The sequence below is a fragment of the Vibrio cyclitrophicus genome, from assembly GCF_024347435.1.
In the GTDB taxonomy this organism is placed as follows: domain Bacteria; phylum Pseudomonadota; class Gammaproteobacteria; order Enterobacterales; family Vibrionaceae; genus Vibrio; species Vibrio cyclitrophicus.
Map to the genome: position 1 here is coordinate 1,781,164 of NZ_AP025480.1, position 18,718 is coordinate 1,799,881.

Annotated in this window: 4 protein-coding genes; all 4 read right to left on the minus strand. The window is 44.9% G+C overall.

The features are described from left to right. Positions 1-96: 96 nt before the first annotated feature. The 4 genes from OCW38_RS07785 to OCW38_RS07800 all read right to left on the minus strand — a co-directional run bounded on the left by OCW38_RS07785 (position 97) and on the right by OCW38_RS07800 (position 18,645). A complete protein-coding gene (locus tag OCW38_RS07785; protein ID WP_261893589.1) occupies positions 97-5,712 on the minus strand; it encodes a non-ribosomal peptide synthetase in 5,616 nt (1,871 codons plus the stop codon). After that, positions 5,709-16,625, minus strand: coding sequence for a non-ribosomal peptide synthetase (locus OCW38_RS07790; RefSeq protein WP_261893591.1), 10,917 nt, complete (start codon positions 16,623-16,625; stop codon positions 5,709-5,711). Before OCW38_RS07790 ends, OCW38_RS07785 begins: the two co-directional genes overlap by 4 nt. Positions 16,626-16,717: 92 nt before the next feature. Then, entirely contained in the window at positions 16,718-16,930 is a 213-nt protein-coding gene (locus OCW38_RS07795; protein WP_010441117.1) for an MbtH family protein, read from the minus strand. A 59-nt stretch (positions 16,931-16,989) separates the two neighbouring features. Next, positions 16,990-18,645: a multidrug ABC transporter permease/ATP-binding protein gene (locus OCW38_RS07800; RefSeq protein ID WP_261893593.1), complete on the minus strand. Its 1,656-nt coding sequence runs from the start codon at positions 18,643-18,645 to the stop codon at positions 16,990-16,992. Positions 18,646-18,718: the final 73 nt, after the last annotated feature.

An 18,718-nucleotide genomic window follows, 5' to 3' on the forward strand; every position in this document is an offset into this window, starting at 1 on the left:
CAATAACGATAATAGTTATCATTGCGATTAATTATAAGGCGAAGTGTACCACGTAATTTTCAAAATAAAACATCTTAGTAATGGATATTTATAAAATTATTCACAATACAAATGTCTGTATAAGTCTTTGATTACTGTGTTGTTCTGAACAATACCTAAATGATCCGTGTCCACAGTGACGGAATATCTCTGCGCGTTGAGCTTATTCAACCCTTTGGATAACAGGTCGGAGCGACCATTTGGTTGCCCTGCCCACCAACAATGCAACTTGGTTTTTATGCTTGGTAATTGATATCCACGGCATAAAGAACGCATATGTTGTTCTACAGACCAGCTGTAGAGCATTTGTTTCGCGTTATCTGCCATATGTGGATCAAAGTGATTTTCCGCTAGCCATGTATTAAATACCTCTGGCCACATTGGTGGAGATACTGAATCGAGTAAGTCTATACATCGTGCCCCTTGCTGTACGGTAACCGTCCCTAGCAACAAGGAAATATGCTCTAATAATTTCGCTTTTGATGATGAGGAATCCCACTGATCACTCGCTATTTCTGTACCTGGGACATAACAATCTAGCAAGCCGGCAAACCTAATTTCGTCTCCATTTTTCTCGAGGCGGCTCGCGATTTCTTGAGTAAGTGCACCACCGAGTGACCAACCAACTAAGCGATATGGACCACGTGGTTGTAACTGCTTGATTGTTTGAAAATAGGTGTCTGCCATATCGGTTAGTGAGGTATCAAAAGCATTATCTAAAACAAAGCTCTTCGACTTTATCCCATAAACTGATCGCTTCCCTTCCAATGATTGCGCCAAGCGTTGATAACCAGTAACACGCCCAGTAACCGGATGAATACAAAAAACGGGCTCATGCTCATTAGATGTAGTGTTAAGTTTTTCGATAAGTCGTTTGTCCGGCTTGACCGTTGGTTTCTCTTTAACGATTCGCATCACAGACACAAACTCAGTTAAACACTCTACATATCGTGTAGCGATTTCTTCTATCTTTTGGTGCGAGTAATGCGTAGTCGCATACTCCCACGCAAGGCTCAACTTGCCTGATACAATTTGGGCGTTGACAACAAGTGGGGTCAACATCTGGTTTAATTCGGATTGAGGTGAGCTACCTTCTTCTATCGGTGAACACCACTGCGCGAATCCGTGACTAGAATACTGACCAAGATAGTTAAAGGTAGCGACCATGCTTTGCTCCTCCAGTGTTCCTTGTTCTCGTTGTTCTAGGTACCTCAGTCCGTAACCAATACCACCATCTTCCTTAATACGTTCGAGAGCATCATGTGTTTTATCAACCATACTAATAATGTCTGGATGATATTGCCCAATAATTGGATACAAGCTAGTCGTCCACCCAACCATTCGCGATAGGTCGGTATTTGCAAAAACAGATGGTTCGCGTCCATGCCCCTCAAGATAGATAGGTACATTCGGATGCTCTTCACTTGCTAAGGCTGATACAAGCGCAGTTATCAAAGCGCTTTGGATATTAGCACCCAACTCCGAGCCTGAGATTCGCAATAATGCTTGAGTGAGATCATTAGATAACTCGGTTTTTTGACTTTGCTTATCTCGGTAAAGAGGCAACTTGAGGCCTAGTTCAGTACTCCCCAAGTCGTCGGTTATTTCCGACAAAAAATGCCAAGCCTCCCGCATCAATTTACCTTTTTCGCTCGATGACCACCTCTCAACAGCATTGACCGCTTCATCTAACGAACTTGAGTTCGGCATCAAATCTATATCTTGGCCCGCGACTAACTGCTGATAAGCTTTCCATAGATCATCTAATAGAATTCTCCAAGACACACCATCTACAGCCAGGTGGTGGATTGCGATCATCAAGCGGTTAGGCGCGTCGGAAAATTTGGCAATGCCCGCTTGAATCAAGCGTCCAGAACTAATATCCATGCTTTGTTGGATTTCTTGCGTGAACGCTGAAAAAGCCTGTTCAGAATCGACGTTACTGACCCAAAGATATTGACGTTTTTGGTAAAGTTGAAATTGCTGCTTCCATTTACCTGATTCCTGGCTGAATGACAGCCTGAGGCTTGGATGCTGTTTCACCAAGGCTTGAATAGCCGACTCTAAGTAACCAATTTCCATATCTTGTTTAAGCTCAACGCAAATATGTTGGTTCCAATGATTTGGCTCTGGAAACTCTTGGGCAAAGAAATGCGCCTGTATCGGCATTAATTCAAAAGGTAAATCACTAAGCTCACGCTCTTTGGCTGTTTTATGAATGCTAAGCACACTCGCCAAATCACGTAATGTCTTGGCTTCAAACACTTGTTGTGGTGTTAAGTTGTAACCCGTAACACGGACTTTGCTGACCATTTGCAAACAAAGGATGGAATCACCGCCCAATGCGAAAAAGTTATCGGAGCAACTCACCTGCTCAGCACCAAGAAGTTGCTGCCATGTGTCCACCAACAAGGCTTCTTGTTCCGTTTCAGGTGTAACAAACGTTGCTTCAGATTCGAATTTACTTCCAAGAAAAGGGAGAGACGCTCTATCAACTTTTCCTGCAGGGGTGAGCGGAAGCTTTTCCAATACTAATAATTGGCTTGGTACCATGTAATCTGGCAGCACTGTGGATAATTGGTCGAGAATGTCATCAAGATCGAATCGTTCAGGCTCACTGCTTTGGAGGTAACCAAACAATTGCTTCTGTGCCCCAACCTCTTGAAGGGCGACGACACAGTGTTCAACTTTTGATATAGATTGAAGTCGACTTTCTATTTCTCCCAACTCGACACGAAAGCCTCGAATCTTGATCTGCTGATCTACCCGACCTATGTATTCCATCACTCCATCATCGTTCCACCGCACCAAGTCCCCTGTACGATACATTCGCTCACCTACATGTTCGCGAAACGGGTCTGGTAGAAAACGTTCGGACGTTAGGTCTGGTTGATCGAGATAGCCTCTAGCCAACCCGACCTCGGCGCCAATGTACAATTCGCCGACTTTGCCAAACGCGACTTTATTCAATTGAGCATCTAAGACGTACAAGCGACGCTCACCGACAGGTTGCCCAATCGGAGCGTACGCACTGGTTAATTTATCTTGTGGATATGCTCGCCAAATCATTGGGGTAACAACGGTTTCTGTCGGTCCATAACCATTAATTATGCGTGGCGGGTTAACAAACTTTTGCAAACGCTGATAGGTTTCTGCGGTAAATGCTTCACCTCCTAGTGTCCAAGATCTGACACTGAGGGGAGGCTTTTGATAATCAATCCAATCCAATAATGGGCCAACATAGCTCGGCGGGAAGCACGCAATCGTGACTTTTTCTTTGCTGAGCACATCGCAAGTTTGTTCAGCGCTCCATAATTCCTGATCTCGAATAACCAACTTACTGCCAAATGCCAAAGGTACCGCCCAACGTTCAACGGCGCCATCAAAGCTAATCGAAGCGAAATGCAGCTCTATGTCCTCTGGCGTCATGCCATACTGATGACCAATGGTTTGAACATGCATCGATAATCCAACATGATTAACCGCGACTCCTTTTGGTTTCCCTGTCGAACCCGATGTATAGATAATATAGGCCAATTGTTCAGGATGAAGTTTTGCTGCTGTTGTTTGTTCCTCTTCACGTTGTTGCTTTTTTGATCTCACAAGCAACAACTCTCCGTTTGAAGATCGTAGCTCACACTCATCAACACTCTCCCCTACCCCATAAAACAGAGGATTCGGTTGTGATAATGAAGCCTTAAATGTTGATTGAATGCTATGCCAACGAGATCCCAACCTATGCTGTGTAACCACAAAGCGAGCTTGAGAGTCCTGTATCATGTAAGCCAAGCGCTCGGTTGGATAATCAGGATCTAACGGCAAGAACGCCCCACCCGCTTTCATGACCGCTACCATTGCGACGATCATCTGTACCCCTCTCTCAAAGAGCACACCAACCGCTTGGTCACGTCTTACACCTTGAGCTTTGAGTTTGGATGCAAGATCGGATGATGAATGCGCTAACCCTGCAAAAGTAAGCTGTTGATCATGATGCTTTAAGGCAATCGCATCGGGCCTTACTCGTGCTTGATTTTCCAGTAACTCGATAATTGACTGAAAATGCCAATTGCCTTCTGGTTGCGATAGATTTTCAAGGACAGCTTCATCATGCGGTGATAAATGCTTCATCTGAGCCAGGCTACAACCTAAATTAACGTCTAAGTCTCGTATTAGGTTTTCAAGAACTGCATTCAATTCGGCCATCTTGTCTTCGTCTATTCGGTCTTTCGAATAAGTTAATACGACACGTGTTTTGCTCTGGCTTTCACGTACATCTAATGCAACGTCGAATAGTGCGAACTCTCCCTTTTGGTCTTGAGCAGACAAAATCAGTTCGTTATCTAAGTGGATATCCCCAGACAAAGTGTTTTGATGATTAAACAACACTTGAAACAACGGCGTCTGCCCAGCCTTTCTTTCTATCAACTTATGCTCATCGGACAATGCCGTGACAAGCTGATCAAATGGCAGCAGTTGATGTTCTTGTGCTTCGAGTACTTTGTCATGAGCACCTGCAATTGCTTTCGCGATCGAACATTTAGGTGAAATAGTTTGTTGAATCACCATGGTATTAACAAAGAAGCCAATCAGGTTCGACACTTCGTGTCGGGTTCTATTTGCCATAGGGACGCCGACTGATATGTCAGAGCGATGTGTCACCGTGGCTAAAGCCGCTTGCCAAACGCCTAACCACAAACTCGAATTCGTTACCGATAATTGGCGAGCCACTTGGTTGATCTTGTTAGATTGAGTTTTACTCAGCTCATAGCTGATCGAATCGGCAGCACGCCTTTGATTTGGTGCGATTTCGCAACACCAAGGGAATAATAGCTCCGAGTTAGAATCTTTTAGTTCTCGCTTCCAATAATCAATGTGGTGAGCACCTTTACCAGCGTCAAGCAAAGCCGTTTGCCACTGGGAGTAATCACGATACTGAATCGGTAATTTCGGCAAATCACCTTGCTGATAGAGTGAAACAAGCTCACTCACGAACACGCCAATCGACCATCCATCTGATACGATATGATGCATTACGAGCTGCAACTTCCATGAACCATTGTTGAGCTTCAAGCATAGCATCCGAATCGGCAGTTCAGTTTCGAGATCAAATGCGTTTCCTATAAAATCTCGCTGTGTATCTTGAATTTGCTGTTGACTCCAACCTTGAGCATCTACAATCACCGGAAACATGACTGCCGATCGGTCGACAAACTGAACTACGGCACTGTCGGACTCATGAACAAAACGCGTTCTTAATACCTCATGCCGATCCAATACTTTATTTACTAGGTTACCTAGCTGTGTTGTGTCTAACTTGCCTTTAACATCGAACGTACCTGACATATGGTAGGCACTGTTTCCTTTATCTAAACAATAAATATCCCACAGTCGCTGCTGCGCTGGAGAGAGCCCCACTTTCTGTTCAGCACCGACGGACACAATCGGTAGCTTTTCAAAATCTAATCCTTTATTACTCAGTAGCTCGATGAACTTGACCTGCTCCGGCTTACCTAATTGAAGAAACCGTTTTGCTAACGCATGCTTATCAATTTTTCCTGCACTGTTCGCACTTTGTTTCTCGGTATCGTTCTTCTTGCTAACAACATTCGATTTCGCAGTCGCCTCTGCTTGGACTGCAGATGTTGGTTGGTTTAACTCGTTTAAATCACTCATAGCAGCTCCAATTCGTCCATCAATGCTGCCATGGCATCGAATTCGTCTTGTTCATGTTGGTTTTGTGTTTGATATTGAGCTTGTAAGCTGTCTGATAAAGCTTGTAGGCTCTTGGCTTCGAAAAAATCTTTTAGAGCCACTTCTAGCCCCAACTCTTGGTGCGCTTTTGCGACTACGCGAGTCGCCAATAAAGAGTGGCCACCTAAGGCAAAGAAGTTGTCGTCCAAGCCTACTTGGGATATTTCTAAAACTTCGGCCCAATTTGCAGCGAACCAACGTTCCAACTCCGTTTCCGGAGCGCGATACTCAATTGATTGCCACTCAGGCGCAGGCAGTGCCTTTCTGTCTCGTTTACCGTTTGGAGAAAGCGGCATTTCACTCAAACCTAGCAATATAGTTGGCACCATATAATCGGGCAGTTGTTCCGACAGATGTTGTTTTACTATTTCTAACTTGAGTTCGTTGTCTTGCTTGAGCTCATTCCACATAGGGTCGACGACATAACCAATGAGTTGGTCACCCATTTGATGTTTAAACGCAACAACCGCCGACTCTTCAACCCAATCGAGCTGGTTAATCACATTCTCAATTTCTTCTAGTTCAATCCTCAAGCCACGGATTTTCACTTGGTTATCCAAGCGACCGAGATACTCTAAACGTCCGTCTGCATATTGAACGACTTGGTCGCCCGTCCGATACATGCGAGAGCCCGGACCTCCGAACGGGTTAGGCACGAAACGGTCTGCAGTCAGGTCAGGTCGTGACAAATACTCACGCGCTAAACCGACACCAGCTAAATACAACTCGCCAGGCACACCAACAGGCACTGGGTTCCAGTTATCATCCAGAACATGTAGTTGCGTATTGCTGATTGCATAGCCGATAGGGATTCGCTTCGATACAGGTAATTCACAAGGCCAGTACGTTACGTCGATCGCAGCCTCTGTTGGCCCGTAAAGGTTATGTAGCTCAACAGGCGCATGACTCAGTACTTGTTCTACAAGATCCGCAGGAAGCGCCTCACCACTACAGATAATGCGTCTTAGCGAAGTACATTCAGATATCGTCGTTTCTATTGAAAAGGCATTCAGCATCGAAGGAACAAAGTGAATGGTTGTCACTTTCTCTTTTTGGAGAACCTCAGAAAGTAGACGAGGCTGGCGGTGTGCTTCAGGAGGAGCAATAGCAAGGCGAGCTCCTGTCATTAATGGCCAGAAGAACTCCCATACCGAGACATCAAAACTAAAAGGCGTTTTCTGGAGTACACAATCGGACTCGTTCAGCGCATATTCTTGTTGCATCCAATTCAAACGGTTTTGCAACGCAACTTGAGTATTCACCACGCCTTTCGGCAAACCTGTAGATCCAGAAGTAAATATCACATACAACGCCTGATCAGGCTGCCAATCGACGTGAGGTGCTTGGAATGGTTGGTTGGACACATCAAGCTTAGTCAAATCAATATACTCACAACCCTCAGTCTCTGGCCACAAGTGCATTGAATTGGAGTCAGTCAATAACAAGTCGATATTAGCTGATCGCAAAATATACTGCAGTCGATCCTCTGGATAACTCGGATCTAATGGCACGTATGCGCCACCAGCACGAGTGATAGCATGCAATCCAATCACTAAATCGAATGAACGTTCAAGACCTAAACCGACACGTGTTTCAGAGTTCACTCCTTTTCCACGTAGCCAATTCGCCATTTGATTTACACGCAGGTCAAACTCTTGATAAGTCAGGGCCTGATCTTGCATTGATAGCGCTATCGAGTCAGGTGCAGTCTGAGCTTGTTGTTGAATTCTTTGTGACGGCGTCACTAAACTGCCCCACTCAAGTTCAGTGTTGTTAAACGCAATGCATTGTTGCTTCGCGGTGTTGTCTGTTAAGTGAAGCTGGTTGATTGAGCAACGATTATCTCGCGAAACCTTCTCGAGAAGAAGTTGCCAATGATCAAGAAGTGCCTGAGCAAAGTCTGTGGTAAATATAGGTGAGGCATAGCTTATGAATCCAAGCCATTTATGTTCCGACATTTGCTGAATATCTAACCCAATTTCGAGCTGAGCATTCACTACGCCGGGGTCAAAGGGCTCGACATCAATATCATTCCAATCGAAAATCGCGTTCTCATCAAAACGTTGGAAGTTGAAACTGGTTTGGAACACGGGGTGATACTGTAAATTACCTTTGATACCCAATGACTCGACCAACATTTCAAATGGGAAGTCTTGTCTTTCCAATGCTTTTTCGCTGAAGGACTTCACTTGCATTAGCAAATCAGAAAACGTTTGTGATTCGCTAAATTGTGCGGGGATCACCAAGCTATTGATAAAACAACCCTGCATCACTTGTGTTTCTGCTTGAGTCCGCCCTGCGACTGGCACACCGACGCGTATTTGCTCTTGGCCAGAATACTTGTGCATCAACAAATGCCACAATGTCAGCATCACATTGAATGGCGTAGTGCTGTGCGATTTTGCCAGTTGGCTGATACTCGCAATCTGCTCGCAAGACAGTTCAAAATGAAGACGGTTGCCGCTCGTTTCGGTTTGCTCTCTTGGTACATCGCTGTGTAGCACTAATGGTTCAATATCGTATTTCAACGCATCTAACCACCAGCCTTTTTGCCTACTTGCATCTTCTGATTCAAGCCACTGTTTTTGCCACTGTGCGTAATCGATATATTGGAGCTCGCTTGGCGTTTCGCTTCCTTTATAAGTTGGATCAACTAGCGATTGATAACAGCCCGACAACTCCTTTAGGAGCAACTGCATAGAGATACCATCAGAGATAATATGGTGCACTACAATAAGCAATTCAGCCTTCTCGTCTTGCTCGCCTAGCTTACAAAACTCATCGAGGTCAGAAGTTTGCGGCATCCAATCAAATCGAATAAGCGCCCCATCAGCGAAGTTGAACGGTTTGGCTATTAAATCTTTGTAATGAGACAAGCGATCTTGATCATTAACAGCAGCTTCATGGATGCCAAGTTCAATGTAACGCTCAGGACGCACCTGTTGCATCAATTCTCCGTCGACCTGCGCAAAATTGGTTCTCAATATTTCGTGGCGAGAAACCAAGGTATTAATAGCTTGTTTAAGTACCGCAACGTTAACACGCCCAGTAAACTTCAAGCCCAGTGGCATGTGATAAGCAGCACTGGTTGGTAGTAGTTGTTGAACAAACCATAGCCGCTGCTGTACCGCTGACGTAGGCATATTCGGTAATCGAGGAGCTCGAGCGAAAACAGCGAGGTCTTGCGTTCCATGAGCCGACGACGAAGAAAGTTCAGAGATACATTGAGACGCAAGATCTTTGAGTACAGGCGTATCGAACACCGCTTGTAGCGATAACCTGATGCTGTCTTGCTGCTTTAATCTGCCAACTAACTGAGTCGCTAATAGTGATTGACCACCTAAAGCAAAGAAATCGTCCTCTCTGCCTATTTGGTCTTTTTCAAACAGCGCACACCATTGCTTAGCTAACGCTTGCTCTATCTTGCCAACTGGTTCGATGTAGTCACTTTTATTAGTTGCTAACCAATCCGGAGCGGGTAAACGTTTCTTATCAACTTTACTCGCAGGCGTAAGTGGTATTTTATCTAACTTTATGAATTGGCTTGGGACCATGTATTCTGGAAGATCTTTTGCTAGATCACTTCGCATATCTGACATTGATAGTGAACTATCACTCTGTAGATACGCGACAAGCTGTTTGCCACTCGGGCTATCACAAGCGACAACCGCACACAGTTCTGAGTTAGTTAACTTCTGAAGTCTAGATTCAATTTCACCAAGCTCTACACGGAAGCCACGAATCTTAACTTGTTCATCACTACGCCCGAGGTACTCCATCACACCATCTGAGCGCCATTTCACAACATCGCCAGTTCGATACATTCGCTCCCCGTTACTCGCGAATGGATCTGGTAAGAAACGCTCTGAAGTTAGGTCAGGTCGCTCAAAGTAACCTCTCGCTAACCCTACCTCTTCGCCAACATAGAGTTCACCCGCAACGCCTGCTGGTAACCTATTCAGCGCGCTATCCAATACATACAAGGTTCTACAGCCGACAGTTTTACCTATCGGGGCATACGCACTGTCTAAGCCGGTATCGAGATACGCTTCCCAAATCATTGGCGTTACAACGGTTTCGGTCGGGCCGTAACCATTGATTATTCTTTGCGGTTTCAATACTTGTTGCAGTTTGAAATAAGTATCTCGAGTAAAGGCTTCACCTCCTAATGTCCATGAACGAACCGATAACTCTGGTTGAGTTCCTTCAATCCACTCTAGCAATGGGAGCACGTAACTCGGAGGGAAACATGCGATGGTCACTCGCTCCCGTGCCAATACATCACACGTTTGTTGAGCACTCCATAGCGATTGGTCTCGAATCACGAGGCGAGAACCAAATGCCAACGGCACAGTCCAGCGCTCTATCGCACCATCAAAGCTGATCGAAGCAAAATGAAGCTCGACGTCGTCAGGCGTCATTCCGTAACGTTGACCAATAGTCTGAACATGCATGCTCAAACCTTGCTGTGATACACACACGCCTTTGGGCTTACCTGTAGAACCAGATGTGTAAATCATATACGCCAGCTGATCAGATAAAATCGCAGGCTTATCGATTAACTTGGCGTTGAGATCCAACGCGTTGAAGCTTACAGCCTTGGCTTGATTACAAATCTCATTTGCTAGGACCCCGCTAAGTGCATCGTGCACCAGTATCCGTGCTCGACTATCTTTAACCATGAACTCAAGACGCTCTTGCGGATAAGCCGGATCCAAAGGTAAGAATGCCCCTCCTGCTTTCATTACCCCCATCATCGTAACCAACATGTTGCAATCACGTTCAAATAACACGCCGACGATATCGTCACGTGTTATACCTTCGCTAATCAATCGAGCAGCGACGGCATCACTTTGTTCAACCAACTGCTTAAACGTTAGCGACGCTTTATGAACACCAAGTTCATGCTCAACATTAGAAACCAATGCCACATTATCAGGACGCAATAACATCTGCTTAGAAACTAAATCGGTAAAAGGTTCAAACGTCCAAGGTTCTGATACACGGTCGAACTTCGCCAATTCATTAAGCTGACCTTTCGCTAACACAGGGATAGAACCTAACTCTTTCGATAGGTGCTCAACCAACTTATTTAAGTAATGTCGATTTGTCGCACACAGCGTTTCAATTTGCTGTTGAGAGAATTTGCTTTCATCGTAGGCAAAAACGATACGAAGTGATTCGCTCGGCAGAATCGCCAACGTCAGTGGGTAGTGGGTAAACTCGTAGCTTTCAGGTTCCCCGATGCTCAGTTCCCCTTCGCGATTACTTTTAAGAAGCGCCTCGTCCAGTGGGTAATTTTCAAATACGACCAAGGTGTCAAATAAGTTATCGCCAGTCCAACCTGTTTGCGCTTGGATATCAGACAGAGATGAATAGCTGAACTCACGCTGTTCACTTGATGAGTTTTGAATATCCAACAGCCATTGCGAAACTGATTTGGAAAGGTCGACTTGGTGTGCGATTGGCAGCGTATTAATAAATAGACCAACCATAGAATCACTGTGTGCTAGATCCGTTGGTCGCCCCGCTACGGTATTACCAAACACAGGTGTCTGTTGCCCCGTGAATCGGTGTAATGTCAGCAACCACGCCGCTTGCGTCAAGGTATTCAACGTCACACCCGCTGCGCTGAGTTTTGGCAACCATTCACCGACAGTCTCTTGTGAGTAATCATCATTGAATCGATTATATTTAGACTCCAGAGAATCCGAACTGCCGAAAGACTCCACCAAACGCGTTGGAGATTCCATATTTTGCAAGTAACGTTGCCAGTATGCGTTCGACTGCTGGTGATCTTGTTGACACGCCCAAGCGAGGTAATCTGAAAACTGACCTTTAACCGGTGTAATCGTGCGTCTTTGATAAATAGCAAACAGGTCACTGAGCAGCACCCCAGTGCTCCATCCATCCATTAAGATATGATGAATCGTAAATACGCATTGAATTTGATGATCTTCCGTTTGCACGAAGTCAACACGCCATAAGGGGTTGACCTGCGAGCGTTCTAAACGCTGCTCAAGCTGGAAGCCTTGTTCAATGATTTGTTGTTTATATTCAGCCATATCGAATTGGCTGCGTAGACGCACATCTAACACAGCGTAACTCAGATCCAGTTGTTGCCATTCAGCTAAATACGCGTTGCCATCCAACGAGAACAATGTCGAACGCAACATTTGATGTCGTTGCATTACACCTTGCCAAGCTTCAATCATTCTCGGCAGTTCAACGTGATTTAACGGCAACGTAATTTGGTTTACATAGGTACTGTCACTATCTGAGAGTTTTGCGTGGAAATACAGCCCCTGCTGCAAGGTAGATAATGGTAGGATCGTATTTGGTAGCGACTCTGGTTGCTTTATCCCTTGACACAATTGATTCAACTGAGATTGGGTCAATTCCACCAAAGGCGCATCGGTTTTCGTTAAGATAGGATCCACTTCAATAAACAGATCGTGTAAGCGTTCAATAGAGTTGTTAAGTGCCGCGTGTAACACCTCAATTTCAGTTTCATTGAAGCAACCACTGTCGAACTCGACATCCCACTGCAAATGATCATTAACAACGGAAGCATTGATAACAACAGCAGCGTCTGCAACGTTGGATTTATCTCGCCATAGCCCCGAGCCCGTTATATCGACTTTTCCATTTGTTTGCTGTGTAGCATTGCCAAGGTAGTTGAACAATACATCCATATTGCCAACATTTGGCCATAAGTTTTGCGCCACTCCCGCGTGGAAAGTGATACCGCCTACGTGGTCGCTATCGAAGCTATCTTTTAGAGACTTGACCCACTCCATTAACGTTCCGAGTTCTGGTATAGCTTGTGGATAAAGAGAGGTGTACCAACCGATGGTACGACTTAGATCTAAGCCCATATTGTCAGTAAAACGACCATGAGACTCACGATGAATGGTTAGCGCCTGACCTTGGTTCTGCGTGCTGACTGTTAACGCACAGACAATAAAGACCACTTGTTCTTGTGTGAGTCGGGCAAAGCTCTGCCCAGCTTTGGTCAACGACTCTATTTTAGACAGTGGCGTCAACCACTGTGTCGAGATCGGCAGAGCACGCTCTGTAGAATAGATAGGTGCTTGCATTTGATCGAGCCAATAAGCTTGTCGTTGCTCGGTTATTAGCAGAGTATTTAAGTTATTTACCCAATTCCCTTGATTGTGGGTCTTTGGTGAAAGCGTATTGGTAGCTTCATCGTTTTCTGGTAACGCTTCATAAAGCTTACTAAGGTCTTCAATAATCATTGGCCATGACAACGCATCAACCACCAAGTGATGAATCGCTATAAGAACTTCACTGCCTTCTGTTGAGCCTTTCAAATTGCGTATACCAACCGCGCCGGTAATAGCCTTTTCAAGGTCGATGCTTGATTGCACCTGCTCGATGTTTATTTCGTCATCGAATGGGTGAATCGCAAACCGAGCCTCTTCTTGATACTCAGCAGTGACTCCAAACGAAGCGTTATGGCTCAACGAGTTTGAGAAATTAAGTCTAAGCGCATCATGATGATCAGCAAGTTGGTTTAACGCATGACTTAAACGCTCAATATTAAGAGCGTGACGCCATGTAAACTGAATATATTGATTACATCGACTCAACTCAAATTGTTCAATAAACCGTTGCTGGATAGGTAACAATGCAACACGACCTTGTAGCTTACTTTGATCGGCTAGAACCCGTTGACTCTCTTCTAAGAGCTCCGCCATGTCTTGAAGCTTTGGAAAATCGAAAACTTGTTTAGGCGATAGCATGAAACCTTGTTGGCGAAGCTTCCCTACAAGTTGAAGAGCCATAATCGAATCGCCACCTAGAGCGAAAAAGTGACTATCAGCCCCAACGCCCTCTAACTTCAACAATTCACACCATACCGTGGCAAGTATTTGCTGACGTTTGGTTTCAAGCGTTCCTTGGTTACTCAGATTTTCTGACCAGTCAGGGGCAAGCAACTGCTTTCTATCTACTTTCCCGGCTGGCGTCAGTGGCATTTCATCTTGCACAATAATGCAAACAGGTACCATGTAATCTGGAAGCGCCTTTGCTAACTCATCTAGCCAACGCGTTTCTTGAATATTTTTATTATCGAGTGATGATGTGTCCCTTAACTGCACATAACCAACAAGTTTTTTACCTGTTTGCGATTCGTGAGCGACCACAGAACAGAATTCAGCGCCGGACAGGGTTTGTAACTGAGATTCAATTTCTCCTAGCTCAACGCGGAAACCACGGATCTTAACCTGTTGATCGACACGACCTAGATACTCCATAACGCCATCATCACGCCACCGAACTAAGTCACCCGTTCGGTACATTCTTTCGCCGTTAGCTAAGAATGGATCAGGCAGAAAACGCTCTGCGGTTAGATTAGGTTGTCTCAAATAGCCTTGCGCTAAACCGACTTCAGAACCTATATATAACTCACCGCTGCTACCCAGAGGTACTGGACTTAACTCAGAATCCAATACGTACAATTTCCTATCACCAACTCGAGTTCCAATTGGTGCATAAGCACTATTCATAGTGTCATTGGTATACGCTTCCCAGATCATCGGTGTAATCACCGTTTCTGTTGGCCCGTAACCATTAATGATTCTAGGGGGGGCCAACACTGCCTGAATACGGTCAAAAGTCTCGCGAGTAAAGGCTTCACCGCCTAAGGTGATAGAACGTAGAGAGAGTGATGGTTTGGTTTGTTCGACCCAATCAAGCAATGGGCCAATGTAGCTAGGTGGAAAACAAGCAATGGTGATTTTTTCTTTCTGTAACGCTTCGCATGTCTGTTCTGCGGTCCACAACTCTTGGTCGCGAATAACTAAGCGTGAACCGAATGCCAATGGAACAGCCCAGCGCTCAACGGCACCATCAAAGCTGATTGAAGCGAAATGTAATTCAATATCTTGTGCCGTCATTCCATATCGCTGGCCAATGGTTTGAACATGCATACTCAAACCTTCATGCGAAATGGTGACCCCTTTGGGTTTTCCCGTTGAACCAGAGGTATAGATTATGTAGGCCAGTTCTTCAGCCAACGGTTGTGTAAAAGAGTTATCAGATGGAAAGTCTGCAAGCGCTGCCCTCTCAACACAGAACGGAGTGACACCGTCACTAGATTCAAGAATGTCAGAACATCGGTCTTGAGATTTAGGATGCGTTAATAACAGTTCAGCCCCACTATCTTCAAGCATGAAGCTCAATCTTTCTGTTGGATAATCAGGGTCTAGTGGTAAGAATGGCGAACCTGATTTGAGCACGGCAATCATCGACACGATCATATCGACACCACGTTCCATCATCACACCAATAGGTGATTGTGACGTTACGCGCTTAGACAAAATGGAGTGAGCCAACTGATTAGAGCGAGTTTCCAACTCTAAATAGCTCATCGATTCGTCTTGGTGTTTCAACGCGATGCTGTCTGGACTACTCTTCGCCTGTTCAGTAACCAAATCTGTAAACGGTCGGTAATGCCATTCATGCTCGCCCGAACCATACTGGTCGATTAAACGCATATCCTTGCTAGAAATCGCATTCACTGACGCCACAGCTGTATATGGTGACTGCACGATAGCCTCAAGATTCACCTTAAAGCTCTCGATAAATTTAGTAATAAAAGGGCGAGTGAACTTCTCTTTCCCGTAAACAAACCTAAGTGGCGCACTGCTCTTGTTGATCACATCCAACACTAACTCAAACGGGGTTTCCAATACTGGAAACTCTTCAAATTGTGCAGACACTCCATTGGTGTTAATTGATAGTTTGTCACCGTGGTTTCTAAAATTCAGAGCCGTTGTGGGTAACGGTAAATCGCCGACGAGCGCTTCTAACGGTGTACTTTCAAACGCGAGAGATGCTTTCATTGAGTCACGTGTTTGGCTGACTAACTGAGACAGCGTCATTTCTGCATCAATTCGATAACCCATCACCGTACTATTCACATAAAACCCGACAGTTCTACGGTTTTTTGCATTACGGTTTAACGCAGGGACACAAATCGATGGATGCACATTAGACGAGTACTGGCGCAACGTGAGCATCATCGCAGACGCAAAGATCTCAAACTTGGTTACACCTAATTCTTTACCTAACTGCTTTATTGATTCGTCTATGTCACTTGGCAATTCAACAAGCTCATGTCTAGCCCCATAGGTATCTTGCGATTGCGCGTTTAGGTTTGATATCGAAACGGATTCTTCATTAAGGAACTGAAGCTGTTGCCAGAATGACTTTTGTTTTGAATAGCGTTCTGACTTTTCTTCACTGACTTGCTCTGTGGCATAATCGACGTAACTTTGAGCCTCTCTAGTTTGATACGCTTTGCCTGCCACCGAGTTAACTAGCATCTTAATCGTGAGCTGGAATGACCAAGCATCAGTCACAATATGGTGAGTCGAAAGTAGCACGCCAAAACGATGTTCAGTGACTTGATAAATACAGCATCGTGCTAACTGACCTTCCATTAAATTGAAAGGCTGCTGCCAACGTCTACGAGCATCTTGATTGATGATATTAATCGAGTTGGTGTCATTGCGCAGATCGACTGTATCAAATTCAATACGACGAAGCGGCAGGACACGCTGAACGGCCTTACCTTCGACTTCTGCAAACTGGCTGCGTAATGAAGGAAACGCCGATACCATTTCGTTAAGTGAGTGCTGAAGCTTATCGAGGGTAACCTCTTCACCTTCAAACCAAAGTAAGCCCCCCAGGTTGTAAGCCAAACTCATTGGTTGCAATTGTTGAAATAACCACAAACGTTGTTGAGAGTATGAGAGCGGGCTCCAAGGGCTTACGGAGTCCAAAATTTGTTCATCATCCACTGACATTTTATTACCTAAACATGAAATTTGGTTGCAGAAATCCACAATTCGCTCGCTACAGGCGAAAAGTACAGGTACTGACTAAAGGTTAAACGGGTTTAGTTTTCTAGAGCATCTATCGCGTCACGCAGACTTTTCGGACGCATATCGGTCCAGACTTCGCGGATATGTTCAAGGCAGTGTTCTTTATTGCCCTTTACGCCTACTTCAGTCCAACCATTTGGTACTAAGTGGTACGTCGGCCAAATGCTGTATTGTTCTTGCGCGTTAATAACAACGGTGAATTCTGTATTTGGGCTATCAATACTCATGTTTTCCTCAACTAACTTTATTTATTGTGTTTTCTGAACCTAAACCGGTTCTTAAATACTCAAGCCACAACACTTTCTAGTGCTTGGTGTGCTTGAGCCAAATTCCCTTTACTCAACTCAATAAGAATGCCGCTATCCATTTTGAAAATACGGTCTGCGGCATCAAAATAAGCATCATCATGAGTAATGGCGATAACCGTTACGCCACGTTCTTTTAATAGAGGCAGCAACTGGCGATAAAAGAGCTTTCTAAAACGTGGGTCCTGATCAGCGGCCCACTCATCAAGCAAAATACAGCCGCGTTTCTCTAGAACAGACATCATGAGTGCTAGGCGCTTTCGTTGCCCTTGTGAGTAACGAACATCACTCAAGGTGCCCTGCTTGTGGTCGACTTTATGAGCCATTTCTAACCTAACCATCCACTCGTCTATGTCCTTGCTATCAATGTCTTGACCTTCTCCATCGACAATTTGATGAAACAGATGAAAATCACTGAACACAGCAGAGAATTGCTGTCTGTAATCCTGCCAATGCTGCTGTGTTACCTCATTGCCATCAACATACACTTGCCCGGCATGGGGTCGGTAAAGACCGGTCAGCAAGCGAGCAAAAGTTGATTTACCACTACCATTGCCACCAATAACGAAGATGTGTTCGCCACGTTCGATTTTGAAGTTAATTGGACCGACTCCGAATGAGTCACCATCTGAATCTGAACGGTATCGATAGCTCGCTTCGACCAACGACAACGACTTAAAGACTTTCGTTTGTGCAGATTTAGGATTGAGCGTTCGATTAGGACTCAAATCCAAAGACGACAGCTTTCGCATTGAAATATTTGCGGTGATTAGCGTTGGAATTGAACCGACCGCCGACATTAATGGAGTTCTCATAAACAGCACGACTAAAGCGAAGGTCGACGCGACTTCGACTGTCGCCCAACCTAGCCCAATTGCGAGGTAAAAATTTAAGCCAATCAAAGCTAGCACTACCGTGTTCGCCATGTTTGCCGCAAAACCATTTAAGATATCGGCCTGCGTCACTTCCTTTCGATAGCCTTCAGCATTAATCGAAAAGGTTTCGTCGAAATAACGTTTGGCTCTGAACGGGTTCAACGACAGCTCTTTTCGACCATCAATCAAAGACTGATAGTCGTGATACAAGTTATCGTCGTACTCACGGACCTGTTTAACGTGTTTGGTGATACGCGTAACGAGCATGTAACCTATGACACCGGTTAAAGAGAGCATTAAAACGCTGATACCAAACAAGGGCATAGATAAGAAAGCTAAATAAGCTAGAGCAACAAAGGTAAGCACCAAGCCATAAATCAATTCAGGCAAATGGACAAATGCGATCGTGATATTTCGAATATCGGTGTTAAGCGAAGCTAGGACGCCGGCACTCCCTACCTTCTCCACTTGCTCAATATCGGTATTTAACAGTTGAGAAACCAACTCACACCGCTTGTTGTACACGAATTGGTGTCCAAGCTTATGGAGTGCCACTTGTGCGACGGTCGCCGTAACTAAAAGGCCAATCAGCAACAACGAAAACTGAATCAAGGTATCAGAAAGCACACCACTGTTTTCCAGTAGTTTGTGTTGGATAAACGCGATAACGCCCACGCTCAGAAATGCACTCGCGATACTCAACAAGATCACCAGACACAGTGATTTTTTCTGTTTTTCCGCTAGCAGTAGGATCAATCCCATTTCATACACACCAGTTAATTAATTATTATTGTGATTATCATTATCAACAACATTGAAAGATAACCTCGTTTAC